Source organism: Halobacteroides halobius DSM 5150 (assembly GCF_000328625.1).
GTDB lineage: Bacteria > Bacillota > Halanaerobiia > Halobacteroidales > Halobacteroidaceae > Halobacteroides > Halobacteroides halobius.
The window spans coordinates 158,481-178,275 of record NC_019978.1 but is presented as its reverse complement, the minus strand read 5'-3'; the positions used below and the strand labels follow the sequence as shown (position 1 = coordinate 178,275).

At 32.8% G+C, this 19,795-nt stretch carries 18 protein-coding genes, 1 tRNA gene, 1 rRNA gene and 1 other annotated feature; all 20 genes read right to left on the bottom strand.

Annotated features, from left to right (window positions below; translation table 11 throughout):
• The gene (locus HALHA_RS00860; RefSeq protein ID WP_015325910.1) at nt 1-882 is read right to left on the bottom strand and encodes an FAD-dependent thymidylate synthase; all 882 of its coding nucleotides are present in this window, start codon (nt 880-882) and stop codon (nt 1-3) included.
• 145 nt (nt 883-1,027) lie between these two features.
• A complete protein-coding gene (gene ltrA / locus HALHA_RS00855) occupies nt 1,028-2,872 on the bottom strand; it encodes a group II intron reverse transcriptase/maturase (RefSeq protein WP_015325909.1) in 1,845 nt (614 codons plus the stop codon).
• 716 nt (nt 2,873-3,588) lie between these two features.
• Entirely contained in the window at nt 3,589-3,984 is a 396-nt protein-coding gene (locus tag HALHA_RS00850) for an FAD-dependent thymidylate synthase (RefSeq protein WP_015325908.1), read from the bottom strand.
• An 83-nt stretch (nt 3,985-4,067) separates the two neighbouring features.
• The gene (locus HALHA_RS00845; protein WP_015325907.1) at nt 4,068-4,475 is read right to left on the bottom strand and encodes a Mini-ribonuclease 3; all 408 of its coding nucleotides are present in this window, start codon (nt 4,473-4,475) and stop codon (nt 4,068-4,070) included.
• 9 nt (nt 4,476-4,484) lie between these two features.
• Nucleotides 4,485-5,909 carry a cysteine--tRNA ligase gene (gene cysS / locus HALHA_RS00840; protein ID WP_342662851.1) on the bottom strand — a complete coding sequence of 475 codons (1,425 nt, stop codon included), beginning with the start codon at nt 5,907-5,909 and terminating at the stop codon, nt 4,485-4,487.
• 22 nt (nt 5,910-5,931) lie between these two features.
• The gene (gene cysE / locus HALHA_RS00835) at nt 5,932-6,567 is read right to left on the bottom strand and encodes a serine O-acetyltransferase (protein WP_041607902.1); all 636 of its coding nucleotides are present in this window, start codon (nt 6,565-6,567) and stop codon (nt 5,932-5,934) included.
• Between the two features lie 62 nt (nt 6,568-6,629).
• Nucleotides 6,630-6,844: a binding site (T-box leader), on the bottom strand.
• An 11-nt stretch (nt 6,845-6,855) separates the two neighbouring features.
• Nucleotides 6,856-8,310 (bottom strand): glutamate--tRNA ligase, encoded by a 1,455-nt coding sequence (gene gltX, locus HALHA_RS00830; protein ID WP_015325904.1) that lies wholly within the window; start codon nt 8,308-8,310, stop codon nt 6,856-6,858.
• A 65-nt stretch (nt 8,311-8,375) separates the two neighbouring features.
• Nucleotides 8,376-9,146 (bottom strand): HutP family protein, encoded by a 771-nt coding sequence (locus tag HALHA_RS00825; protein ID WP_015325903.1) that lies wholly within the window; start codon nt 9,144-9,146, stop codon nt 8,376-8,378.
• 4 nt (nt 9,147-9,150) lie between these two features.
• A complete protein-coding gene (ispF, locus tag HALHA_RS00820) occupies nt 9,151-9,627 on the bottom strand; it encodes a 2-C-methyl-D-erythritol 2,4-cyclodiphosphate synthase (protein ID WP_015325902.1) in 477 nt (158 codons plus the stop codon).
• Nucleotides 9,624-10,316 carry a 2-C-methyl-D-erythritol 4-phosphate cytidylyltransferase gene (gene ispD / locus HALHA_RS00815; RefSeq protein ID WP_015325901.1) on the bottom strand — a complete coding sequence of 231 codons (693 nt, stop codon included), beginning with the start codon at nt 10,314-10,316 and terminating at the stop codon, nt 9,624-9,626. The genes ispF and ispD overlap by 4 nt, the downstream gene beginning before the upstream one ends.
• A gap of 20 nt (nt 10,317-10,336) precedes the next feature.
• The gene (locus HALHA_RS00810) at nt 10,337-11,446 is read right to left on the bottom strand and encodes a PIN/TRAM domain-containing protein (RefSeq protein WP_015325900.1); all 1,110 of its coding nucleotides are present in this window, start codon (nt 11,444-11,446) and stop codon (nt 10,337-10,339) included.
• Between the two features lie 92 nt (nt 11,447-11,538).
• Nucleotides 11,539-12,036, bottom strand: coding sequence for a CarD family transcriptional regulator (locus tag HALHA_RS00805; protein ID WP_015325899.1), 498 nt, complete (start codon nt 12,034-12,036; stop codon nt 11,539-11,541).
• A gap of 71 nt (nt 12,037-12,107) precedes the next feature.
• Nucleotides 12,108-13,208: a DNA integrity scanning diadenylate cyclase DisA gene (gene disA / locus HALHA_RS00800; protein ID WP_015325898.1), complete on the bottom strand. Its 1,101-nt coding sequence runs from the start codon at nt 13,206-13,208 to the stop codon at nt 12,108-12,110.
• Nucleotides 13,209-14,579: a DNA repair protein RadA gene (gene radA, locus HALHA_RS00795; protein WP_015325897.1), complete on the bottom strand. Its 1,371-nt coding sequence runs from the start codon at nt 14,577-14,579 to the stop codon at nt 13,209-13,211.
• Between the two features lie 127 nt (nt 14,580-14,706).
• Nucleotides 14,707-17,142 (bottom strand): ATP-dependent Clp protease ATP-binding subunit, encoded by a 2,436-nt coding sequence (locus HALHA_RS00790; protein WP_015325896.1) that lies wholly within the window; start codon nt 17,140-17,142, stop codon nt 14,707-14,709.
• A 1-nt stretch (nt 17,143) separates the two neighbouring features.
• The gene (locus HALHA_RS00785) at nt 17,144-18,178 is read right to left on the bottom strand and encodes a protein arginine kinase (protein ID WP_015325895.1); all 1,035 of its coding nucleotides are present in this window, start codon (nt 18,176-18,178) and stop codon (nt 17,144-17,146) included.
• Between the two features lies 1 nt (nt 18,179).
• A complete protein-coding gene (locus HALHA_RS00780; RefSeq protein WP_015325894.1) occupies nt 18,180-18,698 on the bottom strand; it encodes a UvrB/UvrC motif-containing protein in 519 nt (172 codons plus the stop codon).
• A 1-nt stretch (nt 18,699) separates the two neighbouring features.
• Nucleotides 18,700-19,161 carry a CtsR family transcriptional regulator gene (locus HALHA_RS00775; protein ID WP_015325893.1) on the bottom strand — a complete coding sequence of 154 codons (462 nt, stop codon included), beginning with the start codon at nt 19,159-19,161 and terminating at the stop codon, nt 18,700-18,702.
• A gap of 196 nt (nt 19,162-19,357) precedes the next feature.
• Nucleotides 19,358-19,433, bottom strand: a tRNA-Asn gene (locus HALHA_RS00770).
• A gap of 165 nt (nt 19,434-19,598) precedes the next feature.
• Nucleotides 19,599-19,722 (bottom strand): 5S ribosomal RNA (gene rrf, locus HALHA_RS00765).
• Nucleotides 19,723-19,795: the final 73 nt, after the last annotated feature.

Here is a 19,795-nt window from a genome sequence, read left to right as displayed (position 1 = left end):
TTAACTCCTCCATTCCTTGCGCATTTGCTGTTGTTTACCACAAGTAAGTTTGCCTTCCTTACACTTCCCATAAACACATGAAGGAAGAGCTTTTTCATATAAAATATTTGATAATTCTCTTAACTGCTTTAATTTTTTAGTAGATAACTCTCTTATTTCCCATTGCGCATTCCTACATATCCTTTCAGCTAACATCTCTATATCTATTCTAGCATTGGTCGCTATAATTAATTTGATTTGATCACAATTTAATAAAAAGGGTAAAATCTTATCTAAATTATATTTTTTATAAAGATAAATTCTAAACTTTTTAAACTGCCTAACTAAACTTAAGAAGTCTTCTTTGAAAATTGATTCTTTAATAGTCGGCGGCAAACATACATCTCTATCGCTATCTAAAATCAAAGACTCTAACTTCTCTCTGTGATTTTCTGACAGCCTATGACGAATTTGTTGATGATAAGTAACCATACTACACATCATGCCAAAAGTTGTTCTAGCTTGTTCAGCAATACTTTCATGTCCATAACCTAAAACCCTCTTAGCTAACCCTTGGGCTTTACTAGTAGCTTCTAGGCCCCATAATTGTAGCTTTTGTGAAGGAGTTTGAGCAGAAGTACTAGTAGCAGCTCCCAGTCCGACTTTTAAATCTAAGTTAGCAAATGAATCTAATAAGACCATTCTATTATTTACATTTATCTTTTTAAACTCAGCTTGATATAACTCTTCTAATAAATCATTATTATTATAACTAACTGGTAGCAGTTTAATTATACTATCTGGTAATTGCTTTCTAATTTCTAATTTAAATTCACTAAACAGGTCAGATAACTCTTTATTGTATAGCAAAGAAAATAGCTCATAAAGTTTATCTCCTGTCATTGCTACTGAAACATTCGTCTTTGTGGCTAATGGTAAAATAATAGAGATAGGTAAGCCTTCAATAGTAATGTTATCTATTTCCAGCTTTTCCCCCTCTTCACACTCAGCATGAGACTTTCGTACTCACTGAGCGTTCCATCATAGTTTAAGATAGTTCAATACAGTCATTTCCTGCCTTAGTTCGAAGTTTGTTGAGCTTACTTAAGGTATTTTCATCAAAGTAACATTTCACCTTATCATAGTAGCGTTTTATTGTCTTTTTCTTTGTAGCGTGTATCAATTTATGAATATCCTTAGTAACCAAGCAAAGATTTCTGTAAGTGTCCTTACCTCCATCTTTTTCAGGTCTTTTGTGATGACATTCAATATCTCCAATCCCTAAAGGAATACCAGTAACAAAACAACAACCATTTTGTCCAGAATATCTGGCAATTCGGTTATCGTTATATTTAATTGATTTATCCCTAACTGGATTTTCAACTAAATATTTTAAAACTACTGGTGATACACTTCTAAGTTTCTTGTGTATTTTCTCCCTTCCAATTCTGGTGTAATCACATATTTCTTGCGAAAAATTCATTGGAGCTTTAAATGTTACACCAGCAATTGGAAATATTCTAATTCCAGCTACACAATGAGGCTTATAGTTATACTCTCCATAAAATTTCTGGAAAGTTTTTGATTCAGTACCTTTTTCACTCAATATTTCACTAAGGCGTTTTCTTAAGGTTCTGTTAACTTTGAAGGCTATATCACTGAAATCTTTATTTACGTATGTAGCCATAGAGTAGTAATTTTGCATTCCTAATATCATTGAATTTAACTTAGATACTTCCTTTGGTGTAGTTTTTCTTCTAATTCGCTGTATTTGATTTCTAAATTTATTAATTAATTTTGGTTTTACTCCATTGGCTACTTTTGACCTGCAAATGTATTTATTGCCTTTCTTGACAACCTTCAATTTAATCCCCAAAAATTCAGTATGATTTTTCTTAAGATTAGTTATACTCGTCTTCTTCTCACTCACTTCAAGATTTAATCTTTCTTTTAACCATTTAATTGTAGCTATCTTAATTTTACTTGCAGTTTCAAAATCTCTACACATTATTTTAAAATCATCTGCATATCTTATAATATAGATTTCTTTTAGATTTGTTTTCTTTATGGCTGTAATTTTGTCGCCTTTTCTATTATATTTATAATCTGTTTTAAATGTTTCCCATTGATTGGAAATCCACCAATCCATTTCATTTAATACTATATTAGAAAGCAAAGGTGAGATTATTCCACCTTGCGGTGTTCCTTTCTCTGGAACACCCTCACCTTCTATTTTTGCTTCTAGCATATTTCCCAGTATAGAGATTAGCTTTTTATCTCTTATTCCCATACTCCACAATTGTTTCTTCAACTTGTTATGGTCAACATTATCAAAGAAACTTTTGATATCTATATCAACTGTATAGTGTAATTTGCTAAAATTTATCAAATACATTATTCTTGCTATAGCGTGTTTAGTTGACCTATTAGGTCTAAAACCATAACTGTGGTTATGAAATTTAGCTTCACAGATAGGTTCTAAAACCTGTTTAATACATTGTTGAATAAGTCTATCTTTAATTGTGGGTATGCCTAAAGGTCTTTTCCTACCATCAGGTTTAGGAATATAAACCCTTCTTACAGACTGTGGTACATAATACTCAAGTCTGTTTCTCACATATTCTACAAGTTCCTCTGTAGATTTCTCTTCTAAATCCTTGATGGTTTTATTATTAGTACCTCTAGTTTTACTACCAGTATTTTTCTTAATATTTCTGTAAGCTAAAAGTATATTTTTTCTTGAAGTAATGTGTTGCATTAAACTTTTAAAATTATAACCCTTCTCACTATATTCATATAACATATCCTGAATTTCTTGGGTATCATAATATTCGTTGTTTCTTAACTTACTTTTCTTTTTGCTCTCAACTTGCTTCTTCTCTAACGCAGTCATAAGTCGGCTAAAACCTCCTTACAGAGACTTCACCTTTCTTAGTCTTACAAGAACCTTATGATAAAATGACATATCTTGTACCTTAAACTATTGACTACTGGCTATTCCTAACTCTATTCTACTAGAGTATTATCGGTTCATGCCAACACTATCACTAACATTAAGGTATATTATAATTACATTTCTATACCACCGCTTCAAAGAGATTAAGCCCTCAGCGTTGTTAGCTTTCCTTGTTCCAAGAGACCTTACCTATTATATATACCCTTAGATTCCTCCTTTAAGCCTATATGTTCCATTATGGATATACACCCTTTAAGTGTATAACGATTTTCATATCGACAAATCTTACTCATCACACATATACCAATCTTTGTTGGTATAACTATTTCTAGCTATTAGATGTCTAGACCTGTACATTCAGAGGTTCGTCAGTACCTTCATGGTACATACTAATCATTAGATATTTTAAAGGCATCCAAGGTATCAGTTACACCACCTGACTGAGGTAGCTTTCGTATAATTACGGTAACTTTCCCTTGACTTCACCGAGCTTATTACATTAAGTATCTTAATATACTTAATGCAATTCGGAGCATTAATGACAGCCCTTCAAGACGTTACTCTATCATTTGACTGTTTAGTCTCTTAGTTCTAATTATTGCAGATTAACTCTACAAAACTAGGCGATACTTTTCATATCGCAACAAGTCACACTATCTTGCATCTTCAATTGGTATCCCATGCTTATAATTATCAACTTGTGGCCGTCCCTTAAAATCACCTGCTTTAAGTTCTGACATCCTATCATATAAAGCAAATGCTTTATTAACTAATTTTTTGGCCCTTTTTTTATCATCATCCGCTAAATCAGGTAAAGAATATGACTCTTCATCCATCGTCACATACCTTTGACTCTGTTGGACATAAGAATCTTTTAATTCACATAATAAGGTACTTTCTGCTCTAGTTATTTCTTCAGCTATAAAAGAAATATTTACTGTCCTTAAAACCTCTTTAACAGCATCTTTATTTAAATTTTTAATACCATTCTTGTTAATCCAGGCTGTTACTTTTTCTAATCCAGTTGCTTCAAAATTGGTAATCTGCATAATTTCACCTCTAGAATACTCGATTATTATTAACATATAGTTTAACTTTTAGATTGCTGGGAAAATATCAATATAATTCAATTTTAATCCCTATCCGCATGTAGAAGCTCTTTTATCTTAGCAAATAACTCTAATAATCTCTCTTCTTCTCCAGCTAGATATAAATAGCCTATTAAAGCCTCAAAAGCTGTACTATATTGATAAGTAGCTTGATCAACATTACTTGGAGAATTAGTCTTAGTATTTCTTCCGCGCCGGACAATGACTGCTTCTTCTTTAGTTAACTCTGGTCTTAATTCCTCTAATAAATTTGCCTGTGCTGTAGCATTAACATACTTAATTGCTTCTTGATGCAATCGATTAGGCTTACCACCTTTTTCTAACAAAAACGTACGTATAAACACCTCAAAAACGCTATCACCTATATAAGCTAAACTTGACGGGGACAATAATCTTGGTCGGCTAGGAAAGTTATTTAAGTTATTAAACATTAATTTCACCTACTTTATTTTCCATTCTGTTCCTTGGGGAGTATCCTTTACTTCTATATCTAATTCAGCTAATTCATCTCTTACCTTATCTGCTAATTGATATTCTTGTTTAGTTCTTAAATCCTCTCTTAAATCCAATAATAGTTCAACTAGCGGGCCAACTAACCCTTGATTTGCTACTTCCCGCTCAGTTAAAATTCCTAATACATCTGTTGCTAATTCAGCAAACAAATCTTTAGCTAACTGTAAACTTTCTTTAACATCTGCTGTTAACTCAAAATCATCCTTACTTATAAATCGATTAAGCTCTCTAGCTAACTCGTATAAAGCCCCAGTTGCTAATGCAGTGTTAAAGTCATCATTCATTGCTGTAATAAACTTTTCTTTTTTACTCTTACAAACTTTTTTTATGTGAGATCCATTCAGTTCGCCTTCTATAGGCTCTTGCTTCAATAAATGATCTAGTTTATCTACTGTATTTTCTAAACGTTCCAAACCAGCTTTTGCTTCTTCTAAAGCTTGGTCACTAAAGTTAATGGGACTGCGGTAATGCTTAGAAATCAAAAAGAAGCGCACTACTGCAGGAGAATATTCCTCTAGTATCTCTCGAGTAGTAAAGAAATTACCTAGTGATTTAGACATTTTTTCTCCATCAATATTAATATAACCATTATGTAACCAGTACTTAACAACCTGATTACCACAGTGGGCTTCACTTTGAGCAACTTCATTCTCATGATGGGGAAAAGTAAGATCAACCCCACCAGTATGAATATCAAACTTAGCACCTAAATACTTAGTTGACATTACAGAGCATTCAATATGCCAACCAGGTCTTCCAGCTCCCCAAGGACTATCCCAAGCTGGTTCTCCGTCTTTACTTTTTTTCCAAAGTACAAAATCTATCGGACTTTCCTTTCGGTTATTAACTTCTACTCTAGCTCCAGCTTGTAAATCTTCTATCTTTTTATTAGATAATTTACCATAATCAGAAAATTTATCTACCCTAAAATAAACATCACCATTACTTTCATAGGCATATCCTTTATCTATTAAATCTTTAATCAATTCAATCATCTCGTCTATATGCTCTGTAGCCCTAGGGTAAACATCAGCTTCTTTAATATTTAAAGCAGCCGTATCTTTATAATAAGCCTCAATAAATTCATTTGCTAACTCACTGACAGTAATTCCTTCTTCATTAGCCCGTTTAATCATTTTATCATCAATATCAGTAAAGTTAAGAACGTGCTTTACTTGATAACCTTGGTATTCTAAATAACGTTTAATAATATCTGGTACAATAAAAGCTCTAGCGTTACCAATATGAAAGTAATCATAAACAGTTGGCCCGCAAGAATACATTTTTACTTTATTTTTTTCTAAGGGTTTAAACTCTTCTTTCTGCCTAGATAAAGTATTATAAATCTTCAATGACATCCTAATCACTTCCTTTCTAATTATTATTTTGTTTTTCTAACTTCTTTATTCTGGTATTCATACATAATAACATCTCTTGAACTGGATCTGGTAAATCGCCATGTTCTAAATCAGCACAGTCTTGTTCCAGTTTCTCTCCATCTTTAACTACAATCCTTCCAGGAATGCCAACTACTGTACAATCATTAGGTGCCTCCTCTAAAACAACTGCTCCTGCACCAATTTTCACATTATCCCCAATTTCAATCGAGCCCAGTACTTTAGCGCCTGCACTAATCATCACATTATCTCCAATAGTGGGATGTCTCTTTCCTGTTTCTTTTCCAGTACCTCCTAAGGTTACCCCTTGATATAAGGTTACGTTAGATCCAATCTCCGTTGTCTCTCCAATTACAACACCCATCCCGTGATCAATAAAAAATCCTGGGCCAATCTTAGCTCCTGGATGAATCTCAATCCCCGTTAGAAAACGACCAATTTGAGAGATTATTCTAGGGATTGTTCTTAAGCCTAAATTATATAATGGATGGGCCAATCTATAAAATATAATTGCATGCAAACCAGAATAAGTCAATAAAACCTCTAATAAGCCATTAGCTGCTGGATCACGTTCAAAAATAACATTTGTATCCTGTTTAATCATACTCAAGATATTAATCACTAACTTCACCTCCATAAATTAATTCTAAATAAAAAAGACCTTCCCTCTCTTGTTACAGAGACGAAAGGCCCGCGGTTCCACTCTGTTTGTTAAACATAAAACCGACTTTTAACCATTAACGCTGGTTAAACGAAATAGTCTACTGTTCCTTCAACTACTCAGCTTAAAGGGGCATTCAACTAGCATCTTTTAATAAGGCTTTCAGCCTGTGGCCTTACTCTCTATCATAAAAGCTAACTAGTTTACTACTCCTTATCTTAGCTATTGGCTATATACTTATTAAATCAAAGATAAAGCTCGCTCTAATCTTTTTATAGTTTCCTCTTTACCTAATAAAGTAGCAACATCATATAAAGCAGGTCCTGAAGTCTTACCTGATAAAGCAATTCTTGTTGGGTGGAAGAATAACCGACCACCAACAGGTAACTCCTTGCGCACTCGATTCATCATATCTCTAACTTCTTGTTGTTTGAAGGAATTTAGTTTTTTAGATTCTTCCTTTAAAGTTTTAAGTACTAAATCAACATCTTCTTCCTGAAAGAGCTCAATTGCTTCTTCTTTATCTTCATACTCTAATTCACTGAAAAAGACCTCTACTTCATCTGTAATCTGAGCTATATAATCTAAAGACTCCTGAGCAGTAGATACTAATAGTTTAATCCACTCTTTAGATTTATCACTAAGATCATATTCTGCCTCTAAATAAGGTAGAGCTAAATCAACAATTTTATCTAGTTCAGTATCTCTAATATAGACTCCATTCATCCAATTTAGCTTCTCTACATCAAATACAGCAGCACTTTCATTAACTCCATCTATAGAAAATCTATCTATAATTTCTTCTTTACTTAGTATTTCTTCTTCATCTTTAGGAGACCAACCTAATAAAGAAAGGAAATTAACTAAAGCTTCTGGTAAATAACCTTTCTTTCGATATTCACTAACATAAACATAAGCTTCTCCACTTCGCTTACTTAACTTAGAACGATCAGAACCTAAAATCATTGGTAAATGAGCAAAGTTTGGTGCTTCCCAATCAAAAGCATCATATAATAATTGCTGTTTTGGGGTGTTAGATAAATGATCCTCTCCTCGAATCACATGACTAATCTCCATTAAATGATCATCAACTACTACAGCAAAATTATAAGTTGGAATTCCATCAGACTTAACAATTACGAAATCATCAATTACATCACTACTAAATGATACGTTACCATAAACTAAATCGTTAACCACAACTTCTCTTTCCTTAACAGGACTTTGAAATCTAATTACAGGTTCTCTGCCTTCAGCCTCTAGTTCCTGACGTTCTTCCTCTGTTAAGTTGCGACATCTACCATCATAACGAGGTGGCTGACCATTTGCTTTTTGTTCCTCTCTCATTTGATCAAGTTCTTCTGGAGTACAATAACAACGGTATGCTAAATCTTTATTCAATAATTCTTCTATATATTCTTCATAGATATCTAATCTTTCCATTTGACGATACGGGCCAAAATCACCACCAACATTAGCTCCTTCATCCCAATCTAAACCTAGCCATTCCATCTCTTTATGAATTACCTCTTCAAATTCACTTGTAGAGCGTTCTTGATCAGTATCCTCAATTCGTAGTATAAAAGTTCCATCATTTTCTTTAGCAAATAAGTAATTAAATAAAGCCGTTCTAATATTTCCAATATGTATTTGGCCTGTTGGACTAGGCGCAAATCTTACTCTAACATCACTCATAATATTCTCCTTTCTATCCTATAATAACAAAATTTATTATAGACTACTAGATTAATTATTGCAAATTATACAACACTCATTCCCACTGCTAACTGTTCTGGACCATCAACTAATGCATGACCAAACTTCCCAAAAACAGAAACAGCTAATCTACCTCTTCCTCTTACAATAGCTACCTTAAATCCGCCTCCTAAACCAGGGTTAACTAACTCAAGTTGTGTATAAGCATCTTTAACAGCATTAGATACAGCCATCTTCTCTCTTAAATTTTCTTTTATAACTCCCCGAGCAATAGCTGCAACTGTTGTACTCTCCCTTAACTTAATTGGTAAATTTTCAGCATTGGCCCCTGTTTGAGTAATAGCTACTTGATAACCATAACCTTTTATCTTATCTAACCAATAATCTTCATATTCTCTACTACGAGTCATAGATAAATAAATGGCAGAACTTTCAGGAGATAGCTTTTCTACCTGTTCCTCTCTTACATAACCAGCTACAATATCTTCAGCTGTAACAATCCCTACTAATTTTTTAACATTATCTAATACAGGAACCCCACCAATACGATGGTCAGATAATAACTGAGCTGCTTCTTGAATACTCTTATTATTTCGAATAGTAATTAGATCTGTCTCCATTACATTACTAATTGTATTGTTTAAATCATGATGTTGCACTAAATCTCCATCAGTAATAATTCCTACGACTTCTTCATCATCAATAACTACTAGTCTACCAATATCATTAGCATCCAATAAACGTTCTGCTTCTTCAATAGTTGTACTAGGATTGACAGTTACAACTTGTTTAGTCATTATTTTTTCTACTAGCATTTTTTTAATCCTCCTCATTCAAGCTAACAATTGCTTGAGCAGCAATTCCTTCTTTACGTCCTATAAAACCTAAATGTTCTGTAGTTGTTGCTTTAATATTTACTCTAGTCTCATTAATTTTTAAAGTTTGAGCTATCTTCTTTCTCATCTGATTAAGATAGGGAGCTAATTTCGGTTTTTGAGCTTGAATTACTGTATCAAGGTTATTAACCACAAACCCCTTAGCAGCTATTATCTTAGCTACTTCTTCTAACAAAGCTAAACTAGAGATTCCTTTATACTGGGGATCATCATCAGGAAAATGTTGTCCAATATCTCCTTCACCAACAGCTCCTAATAAAGCATCTTTAATAGCATGTAATAAAACATCAGCATCAGAGTGGCCTTCTAATCCCCATTTATAGTCAATTCTAGTCCCACCTAATATTAACTCCTCACCTTTTTTTAAAGCATGTACATCATACCCAATCCCGACTCTCATTCTTTCCTCCTTATTACAATCTTTTCTGCAACTTCTAAGTCTTCTGGAGTAGTAACCTTTATATTTTCATAAGAACCTCTTATCACCTTAACAGATTTACCTAAGTTTTCTACTAAACTAGCACTATCAGTTCCTACAATATTATTTTTAGCAGCTTGTTGGTAAGCTTTAATAATTAAATCCTTAACAAAGGCTTGAGGGGTCTGAACAGCTACCAATTTAGAACGATCTGGGGTATTAATTACCATTTCGTCTTGATTAACAACTTTAATAGTATCTTTCACCGGGACAGCTGTTAATACTGCTTTATATTGCTTAACCTTTGTAATTATATGCCTAATTAGCTCTGTTGTCAACAGTGGACGAGCACCATCATGAGTTAAAATATAATCTGTATCTTGACTAACTGCTTGTAAACCATTATATACAGATTCTTGTCTTGTAGCTCCTCCTGTTATTATCTTATTAACTTTAGTAAAATTATACTCATCAATTATTTTATTTTTACAATAATCAATTTCATCTTTTTGAGCTACTACTATTATTTCTTCTATTAAATCAACTTGTTCAAATTTATCAATCGTATGGGCCAAGATAGGCATCCCATCTAATAATAAAAATTGCTTATTTTTATCAGCCTTCATCCTTTTTCCTTGGCCCGCAGCTGGAATAACAACACTAACCTTCATAACTAATTCCCCCATCAAAATTATAATGCTTGTTGAGCACTAAATTTAGGTTTAGCAAAAATCATTCTACCAGCAGCTGTCTGTAAGACACTTGTAACTAATACGTCAATTTCATCTCCAATATAGTCTTTTCCTTCATCTACTACAACCATTGTACCATCTTCTAAATAACCGACTCCTTGACCAGGCTCTTCTCCATCTTTGATAATCTTAACTTCCATTTCTTCACCTGGTAGTACAACAGGTTTTACTGCGTTAGCTAACTCATTAATATTTAAAACAGTGACCCCTTGTAGCTCTGCTACCTTATTTAAATTATAATCATTTGTTACTACCTTTCCTTCTAGAACCTGAGCTAACTTAACTAGCTTACTATCAACCTCTTCAATTTCTTCAAAGTCATAATCATATATTTGAACCTCGATATCTATTTCATTTTGCATCTTTTTTAGAATGTCTAATCCTCTTCTTCCCCTATTACGCTTTAGAATATTAGAAGAATCTGCAATATGCTGTAGCTCTTCTAATACAAAACCAGGAACCACTAGTACACCTTCTATAAATGAAGTTTGACAAATATCAGCTATTCTACCATCAATAATTACACTTGTATCTAATATTTTATAACTAGGTTGTCCTGTTACCTCTTCTTTATTAGTCTCTTCTTTAGTATCTTCTTTAATTATATTATTAGATTTAATTAGTCCCCCAAAAAATTCTTCTCTTTTCTTAACACCTAAATTCCAACCTAAATATCCTAAACCACCATTAACTATTATTTGAATTAATATACCAAACTTAGGAATAGATAATATAGGAAAAGCAAGAACTACTAACACACCTAACCCTAAACCAATAACCAATCCTATTATTCCAGATAAAATATCTTTACCAGGAACCCTTTCTAATTCCTCTCTTAATTTTAAAATCCATTTGATTAATTGATCTGCTATAATAGGGAATATTATAAATCCTATTAATCCACCAATTACTACACCAAATACACTATTATTTGTAACAATATTTCCAAATTCCCAACTCCATGGCTCTCTTAAATTCAGTTCATAAATTGTTTGATAACCTAATAAAGAGCCTAAAATCACAAAAATAAGATGTGATATTTTATTCACTTACTTCACCCCCTTATAATTTTATAGCATCAGGAAAGATCACTTCTATGAAAACTCCCTGATTAGATAAAACGTCAGGTCAATTCCTGACGTTATTCTTCATCAAAATCTTGTTCAGCAAAGATTTCTTCTATTTTTTCTTCTATTTCTTCTTGAGATCTATCTTCGGCTAATACTAATTCACTAATTAAGATCTGACGTGAATTACTTAACATCTTCTTCTCGCCAGTTGATAAACCTTTGATAATATCTCTGATAGTCAAGTTTCTAACTACTTCTGCTACTTCAAATATATCACCTGTCTTAATTTTTTCCGAATTAGCTCTATAACGCCGATTCCAATTTTGAGACATTTCGCTTTGCTCTCCAGATAACACATAATAAACCTTTTCAGCAATTTCCTGATCAATTACATTTCTAATTCCTACCTCTTCAATGTTATCTTTAGGAATCATCACTTTCATTTCACCAATAGGTAATTGCATAATATAATACTTCTTGGTTTCACCTAAAATTTCCTTTTCTTCTATATCTATAATGGTTCCAGCACCATGATTTGGATAAACAATTTCATCTCCAATTTCAAACATTAATCTAACCCTCCATTCAATGCATAATTATACTTCTAAATTATACCAGATAAAATATCAAATGTCAATCTTTACATGTGACGGTCCAATAAAACCTGGTCTCTTAACCTCTTTAAACCTTCTTTAATAGCTTGAGCTCTAACTTCTCCAACTCCATCAACATCATTTAACTCTTCAATTGAGGCATTTAATATTTCCTGAAAACTTCCGAACGAAGTAACTAAATTTTCAATTACCCGCATCGGCAATCTTGGAATCTTTCTTAATAATCTATATCCTCGCGGAGAAATAGATAAATCTAAAGCATTCATATTTCCACCATAGCCTAAATATTTACTAATAGTAGATAAACTTAATAATTCATCTGAAGAACAAGACGATATCTTATCAAAAATATCTGTTAAGTCACCAATTTGTTCTAGTTCTTCCTCTTCTTCAGCTTCAACTTGAGCTGTATAATCTTTAATAATCAATAGTCCTTCTTCTTTAACATTAGAGACTAACTCCTCTAACTGCATCTTAATTAATCGTCCTTCACTACCCAATTCAACAATATACCGCTCAATTTCACGCTTGATTCGCAGCACCATTTCTGTTCTTTGTAATACAGTAGCTACATCAGAAATAGTAACTAAATCTTCGAATTCTAAAGCACTTAAATTAGTTAAAGATTGATCTAAAACTTTTCGATACTTTTCTAAAGTTTGCGTAGCCTGATTTGCCTTAGCTAAAATAACTCTAATATCTTCTAATACATATTTGCTATTATCTTTATATAGAGTAATAACATCACGCCGCTGTGAAATAGAAATCACCAGTTCACCAGTCTGCCTAGCAATTCTTTCAGCAGTTCGGTGTCTAGTCCCAGTCTCCATTGAAGAAATAGAAGGATCAGGAACTAATTGCGTATTAGCACATAAAATCCTTTCAGCATTTTCACTTAATACAATAGCTCCATCCATTTTGGCCAATTCATATAAACGCGCGGAGGTCATTTCAGCATTAATATTAAACCCTCCATCAACAGTACCTAGTACTTCTTCACTATCTCCTACTACAATTAAAGCACCTGTTTTGGCCCGTAATATATTTTCCAATCCTTCTCTAAAAGAAGTTCCCGGAGCAATCAACTTTAATATTTCAGCAAATTCTTGGTGGTTAGAATCAGGCATCTATTCACCTCCTAAAATAAGATCTAAAACTTCTCTAACATTAGCAACACCATTTATAGTTAAATCTTGATAAGCAGAAGAAAGTCCTTGTAGGTTACTCTTAGGAATAATAAATTGACTAAAACCTAACTTACTAGCCTCTTTTACCCGCTTTTCAATCTGACTAATCGCCCTTACTTCTCCAGATAATCCTACTTCACCAATCACTGCTAATTTCTCTGAAACAGATACATCTCTAAAGCTAGATACAATAGCTATAGCCATTCCTAAATCAATAGCTGGCTCATCTACTTGAAACCCACCTACAATATTAATGTAGACATCCTGATTTTGCAAATGCAAACCCAACCTTTTCTCTAATACAGCTAAGATCAATGATACTCGTTTATGATCTATCCCAGTAGTCATTCGACTAGGTGTACCAAAATTAGCTGAAGATGCTAAAGCTTGGAGCTCAATTAAGATCGGGCGACTTCCCTCTAAACAAGGAATAATCACAGAACCAGAAACTCCTTCAGGTCTTTCAGCTATAAAAGCTTGAGAAGGATTTAACACTTCTTCTAATCCTGATTGCTGCATCTCAAAAATTCCAACCTCATTTGTAGAACCAAATCTATTTTTAACTGCTCTTAATATCCTATAATCTCGATGTCGGTCTCCCTCAAAATATAAAACAGTATCAACCATATGTTCTAAGACCTTTGGCCCTGCAATAGAACCTTGCTTAGTTACATGTCCTACTACAAAAACAGGAATTCCATCTTTCTTAGCTAATTTCATTAATCGATTAGTAGCATCTCTAACTTGGCTAACACTTCCCGGTGCTGAATCTAAATTAGGATTATGTATAGTTTGAATTGAATCAATAACTACCAAATCAGGGTTTAACTCCTTAATACTATTAATAACAGATAATAAATTAGTTTCTGCTAATATATATAAACTAGAACTAATTGCCTCTAATCTGTTAGCACGTAGTTTAACTTGACGCCTTGATTCCTCCCCTGTAACATACATTACTTTATCATATTCTTCACTTATATTATAAGAAGCCTGTAATAATAAGGTAGACTTCCCTATTCCTGGATCGCCACCAATTAAAATTAAAGACCCAGGTACTATACCTCCCCCTAATACTCGATCTAATTCTTGGAAATTAGATGTTAACCTATCTTCTACCTTAGTTTCAATCTTATCAATTGTTTCAAGATTTACATTAGCAGTAACCTGTTGTTCTTTCTTTTCTTGTTTAGGATTAATAATTTCCTCTACTAATGTATTCCAACTATCACAACCTGGACATTGTCCACTCCATTTTAAAGCTTGATAACCACATTCTTGACAAATATATCTCTTCTTCTGTTTTGGCATACAATCACCTAATTATATACAAAATGTTAAATTATATTATAACAGCTATTATTTAATTTTACAAGTTTATCAAAATTTTTTGTTAAATTAAAATAAGCAGAGGACTCCCTCTGCTTATAACTTAAATTTATAATTTACTAAATTTAAGTTCTCCTTCTTGAGCATTAATCTTAATTGTGTCTCCTTCTTCAAACTTACCAGCTAGTAATCTTTCGGATAAAGGATTCTCAATCATGCGTCTGATTGTTCTACGGAGTGGTCTTGCTCCAAACTCTTTATCATAACCCTTTTCAGCAAGTAATTCTTTTGCTGGCTCAGTAACATCTAATTTTAGATCTTTATTTATAATTCTCTCTTCTAAATCTTGTAACATAAAGTCAACAATTTCTTTGATCTCTTCTTCAGTTAGAGAATGGAATACAATTATCTCATCTAATCTATTAAGAAATTCTGGTCTGAAAGTATCCTTCATTTTTCCCATAACTTTTTCTTTCATATCTTCATACTCTGTATCAATATTTTCTGGGGACTTAAATCCAAGTCCTCCAGTATTATTTTGAATTAAATCAGCTCCTACATTAGAAGTCATAATTACTACAGTATTCTTAAAATCAACCGTTCTTCCTTGAGCATCAGTAAGTTGACCATCTTCTAAAAGCTGTAATAAAACATTAAAAACTTCCGGATGGGCTTTTTCAATCTCATCTAATAAGATTACTGAATAAGGACGACGTCTAACCTCTTCTGTTAACTGTCCACCTTCATCATGTCCTACATATCCTGGAGGAGCACCTACTAATCTAGAAACAGCATGTTTCTCCATATATTCAGACATATCAACTCTAATCATAGCATCTTCATCATCAAACATTGACTCAGCTAAAGTTTTAGCTAATTCTGTTTTTCCTACTCCAGTTGGCCCTAAGAAAATAAAAGAGCCAATAGGACGTTTGGGATCTTTTAATCCAGCTCTAGCCCTTCTGATAGCTTGAGCTACAGATTCAACTGCTTCATCTTGGCCCACAACTCGCTCATGCAATTCAGCTTCTAAATTAAGTAAACGCTCTGATTCTTCTTGGGCCAACTTAGTAACTGGAACTCCAGTCCAATCAGAAACAATTTCTGCAATATTCTCCTTAGTAATTACTGTCTCATTCATTCCTTTTTCATTCTTCCACTCTGTCTTAATCTCTTCTAACTGATCTTTAATTTGTTGTTCTTGATCACGCAAATCTGCTGCTTCTTCAAATTCTTGAGCTTCAATAGCAGCTTCTTTTTCCTGTTCTATTCTTTCAAGTTTTTTACTTAATTGTTTTAACTCATTTGGGGCGGTATTTTCTTGTAGTCTAGCTTGAGAACCTGATTCATCAATTAAGTCTATTGCTTTATCAGGTAAGAAACGATCATTGATATAACGGTGGGATAGCTCAGCTGCTGCCATAATAGCATCATCTGTAATCTTCACTCTATGGTGAGCTTCATAAACATCACGTAATCCTTTTAAAATTTTCACTGTATCTTCAATAGTTGGCTCTTCTACCAAAATTGATTGAAATCTACGTTCTAAAGCTGCATCTTCTTCTACATGCTTTCTATACTCATCTAATGTTGTAGCTCCAATAGTCTGTAATTCTCCTCTAGCTAAAGCAGGTTTTAAAATATTAGCAGCATCTATAGCTCCTTCGGCTCCTCCGGCTCCTACTAAATTATGCAATTCATCAATGAATAAAATTACATCTCCAGACTCTGAAATTTCTTTCATTATTGCTTTCAAACGCTTCTCAAATTCCCCTCTATATTTTGAACCTGCTAACATAGAACTTAAATCCAAAGCTAAAATTCGTTTGTTCACTAATGTTTCTGGAACTTCTTCCTCCGCAATTCTTTGGGCTAGTCCTTCAGCAATGGCAGTCTTACCAACACCTGGTTCTCCAATTAAAACTGGATTATTCTTTCTACGTCTACTTAAAATTTGAATAACCCGCTTTATTTCCTTATTTCTACCTATAACTGGATCAAGTTTTCCTTCAGCTGCAAGTTGCGTCAAATCACGACTATATTGATCTAATTTCCCCTTATGACGACCAGACTTATATTTACCATATCCATTATTCTTCTTTTTGGCTCCTCCTAACATATTAACCACCTGCTTTTTAATCTTATCAAACTCTAATCCTTCTTTTTTTAATATTCGTGCTGCTACTCCTTCGCCTTCTTTTAATAAACCTAATAATAAATGTTCTGTTCCTACATAATTATGTCCTAATCTTCTTGCTTCTTCTGAAGAAAGATTTAATACTTTTTTGGTTCTTGGAGTAAAAGAAAGAGTCTTAGCATTTAATTGGCCCTCAGATTCTCCAATCATATCTTTAATTTTATTTCTTAAATCATCTAATTGTAATTTGTTCTTTTTTAAAACTTTAGCTGCTATTCCTTCTCCTTCTTTTAGCAAACCTAATAATAAGTGTTCTGTCCCCACATAATTATGTCCTAAATTTTGCGCTTCTTTTTGCGAAAAGGACATTACTTCCTTGGCCCTCTCAGTAAATCTACCAAAAAGCATATCATTCCCTCCTTAATTTATTTCTAATCAATTCTGCTCGGTAAACATTATAATCATTTATTTCATTTTCATTGCCTTTAATCATCTTTAATGTAGCAGGTCTAGTAATAATCATCAACTGCGTTAATAAAGTAGGGTTTTCATCTAGTATTCCCAAATCAACACCTAATCTTACATTTGAAATTAATTCTAATGCCTCTTCAATGGAAATACTATAAGCATGCTTTAATGTCCCATAAGCTCTAGAGACCATATCCTTTAAATTCATTTCTTCTTCTTTTAATAAACTTTTACGAGCATTTCGCTCTTTATTAATAATTTGATGAGTTACTTCAAGTAAGTTTTCTATAATTTCTTCTTCAGAATTTCCTAAAGTTACTTGATTAGAAATCTGATATAAATTACCTATTGTATCTGTTCCTTCACCATATAAACCTCTAACAGCTAAACCTAATTTTGAAATAACTCCCATCAAGCTATTAACCCTATCCAAAATACTTAAAGCAGGCAAATGAACCATTACCGAGGCCCTTAATCCTGTCCCTACATTAGTAGGACAAGCAGTTAAGTAACCATATTCTTCATCAAAAGCCATATTCAAATTGTTTTCTAAGTAATTATCTACTTCATCAGCTATATCCCACCCATCCTCTAATTCCAGACCTGGCAGTAGTATTTGTAATCTAAGATGATCTTCTTCATTGACCATTAAACTAATAACCTCATCTTTAGATAATGCCAATAATCTATTTTGAACATTCTTAGCATATTCAGGACTGATCAAATGACGTTCTACCAGCATCATTCTCTCAGTTTCTGATAATGTGTCTAAAGACATTAAATCTAAATCAAACTTATTATCATTATTAATCAAATTGCTAACTTTATTTGTAACTAAAGATAACTCTTTATCTGTAGCCTGCATAGTAAAGGGGACTTTATCCAAATTACGAGCTAATCTAATTCTACTGCTAACTACTATATCTGATTCTGAACCTATTTGCTCCATCCAGCGACTCACAAAAGCATCATCCATTTTATCCCTCCTCCGCCTCCAATTTATCATCTAATTCTTTAATTTTATCTCTTATCTCAGCTGCTCTTTCAAATTCTTCCTTCCTTACAACTTCATCCATCTCTCTTCTTAATTCTTTAATCTTCCTTTTTAACCTAACTTTTTCTCCTGCTCGCTTAGGAATTTTACCAGTATGATCTGTACTGCTATGAATTCTCCGTAAAACCTTACCTAATTTATTTCGAAATGAAGTATAACAATTGCTACATCCTAATCTCCCATTACGACTAAAGTCAACATAACTTAAACCACACACATCACACTCAAGATGAGTTTCATTTAAACCTATTTTAGCTTTAGAAGTTAATTTATCATTTAATAATCCAGTTAATATATTATCAAATGAAAAATCCAAACTAAAATCTAATTCATTATTAGATTGAGCACATTCTTGACATAAATATAATTCTTTTTTTTCTCCATTAATAATCTTAGTTACATGTAATTTGGCTTGCCTTTCCTGACACTCTTGACAAAGCATCTTACCCCTCCTTTTTAACTAAAGACTTTAATATTGACTTTAACAGCCTAGCTCGAACTAAATCACACTTAGATGATTCCAATCCTAAAGTTTGCTTATCAATTAACTCTTTAAACAGCTTCTTTTCTGCTAATGATATTACCTTTATCTCATATAATCGCTCAATTATATTTAATGCTTTACGTTGATTAATTTGATCCTTTATATTATCGAATAATTGATTAAGTATTTTACATTTCGAAGTCAACTTAATCTTGGTTACCATTATATAGCCAGCTCCACCTCGTTGACTATCAATTAAATAACCTCTTTCTCTAGTAAACCTAGTATTTAAAACATAATTTATCTGTGAAGGTGCACAATCAAATTTTTTAGATAGATTAATCCTCTTCAGCTTTATGATGTTATTATGACCTAATAACCTTTTTAAATACTTTTCTATCTGATCAGCTAGACTTGCCATATAGATCTCTCCTCTAAATATTTGACCATCTCTGACTTTGACTATATTTTACTATAAAATTATTCTATTTTCAAGCTTTATTAGTATTAATTATTATTTAGAAAGACTATCCTTATTTTATTATTTAATATTAGTTCATAACCTATACAAAAAATAAAAATGATACCTTTTAAAAGGTATCATCAAAAAAATAAATTGGCTCCCCGAGTAGGACTTGAACCTACGACAAAGTGGTTAACAGCCACTCGCTCTACCAACTGAGCTATCGGGGAACGATATTATTAATTGACAATGTACAATTTACAGTTGAATTCAAACTAAAAAAATATAAATTAACAATAAAAAAAGAGTAATCTATAACTAAAAACCATAAAAACTATGGTTTTATTTTTAAATCTCTTTAATTGTCAATTCTACATCATCAATTATATAATTGATTCTGGCAGCGACCTACTCTCCCATAAGGCTGCCCCTATAGTACCATCGGCGCTGGAGGACTTAACTGCTGTGTTCGAGATGGTCCTTCGAACCGGCACATCCTGTGCCACTTAGGACACTAGAACATCCGTGTTCGTCGGGAACAGGTGTTACCCCTCCGCAATCACCACCAGAATATTTTATTACACTTTCAAAA

What these genes read in the sequence shown, in the direction of transcription:
- HALHA_RS00860 (WP_015325910.1), bottom strand. Translation starts at nt 882, where the DNA reads ATGACAGGAGATAAACTTTATGAGCTATTTTCTTTGCTATACAATAAA.
- ltrA (WP_015325909.1), bottom strand. Translation starts at nt 2,872, where the DNA reads ATGACTGCGTTAGAGAAGAAGCAAGTTGAGAGCAAAAAGAAAAGTAAG.
- HALHA_RS00850 (WP_015325908.1), bottom strand. Translation starts at nt 3,984, where the DNA reads ATGCAGATTACCAATTTTGAAGCAACTGGATTAGAAAAAGTAACAGCC.
- HALHA_RS00845 (WP_015325907.1), bottom strand. Translation starts at nt 4,475, where the DNA reads ATGTTTAATAACTTAAATAACTTTCCTAGCCGACCAAGATTATTGTCC.
- gltX (WP_015325904.1), bottom strand. Translation starts at nt 8,310, where the DNA reads ATGAGTGATGTTAGAGTAAGATTTGCGCCTAGTCCAACAGGCCAAATA.
- HALHA_RS00825 (WP_015325903.1), bottom strand. Translation starts at nt 9,146, where the DNA reads ATGCTAGTAGAAAAAATAATGACTAAACAAGTTGTAACTGTCAATCCT.
- ispF (WP_015325902.1), bottom strand. Translation starts at nt 9,627, where the DNA reads ATGAGAGTCGGGATTGGGTATGATGTACATGCTTTAAAAAAAGGTGAG.
- ispD (WP_015325901.1), bottom strand. Translation starts at nt 10,316, where the DNA reads ATGAAGGTTAGTGTTGTTATTCCAGCTGCGGGCCAAGGAAAAAGGATG.
- HALHA_RS00805 (WP_015325899.1), bottom strand. Translation starts at nt 12,036, where the DNA reads ATGTTTGAAATTGGAGATGAAATTGTTTATCCAAATCATGGTGCTGGA.
- disA (WP_015325898.1), bottom strand. Translation starts at nt 13,208, where the DNA reads ATGCCTGATTCTAACCACCAAGAATTTGCTGAAATATTAAAGTTGATT.
- radA (WP_015325897.1), bottom strand. Translation starts at nt 14,579, where the DNA reads ATGCCAAAACAGAAGAAGAGATATATTTGTCAAGAATGTGGTTATCAA.
- HALHA_RS00790 (WP_015325896.1), bottom strand. Translation starts at nt 17,142, where the DNA reads ATGCTTTTTGGTAGATTTACTGAGAGGGCCAAGGAAGTAATGTCCTTT.
- HALHA_RS00785 (WP_015325895.1), bottom strand. Translation starts at nt 18,178, where the DNA reads ATGGATGATGCTTTTGTGAGTCGCTGGATGGAGCAAATAGGTTCAGAA.
- HALHA_RS00780 (WP_015325894.1), bottom strand. Translation starts at nt 18,698, where the DNA reads ATGCTTTGTCAAGAGTGTCAGGAAAGGCAAGCCAAATTACATGTAACT.
- HALHA_RS00775 (WP_015325893.1), bottom strand. Translation starts at nt 19,161, where the DNA reads ATGGCAAGTCTAGCTGATCAGATAGAAAAGTATTTAAAAAGGTTATTA.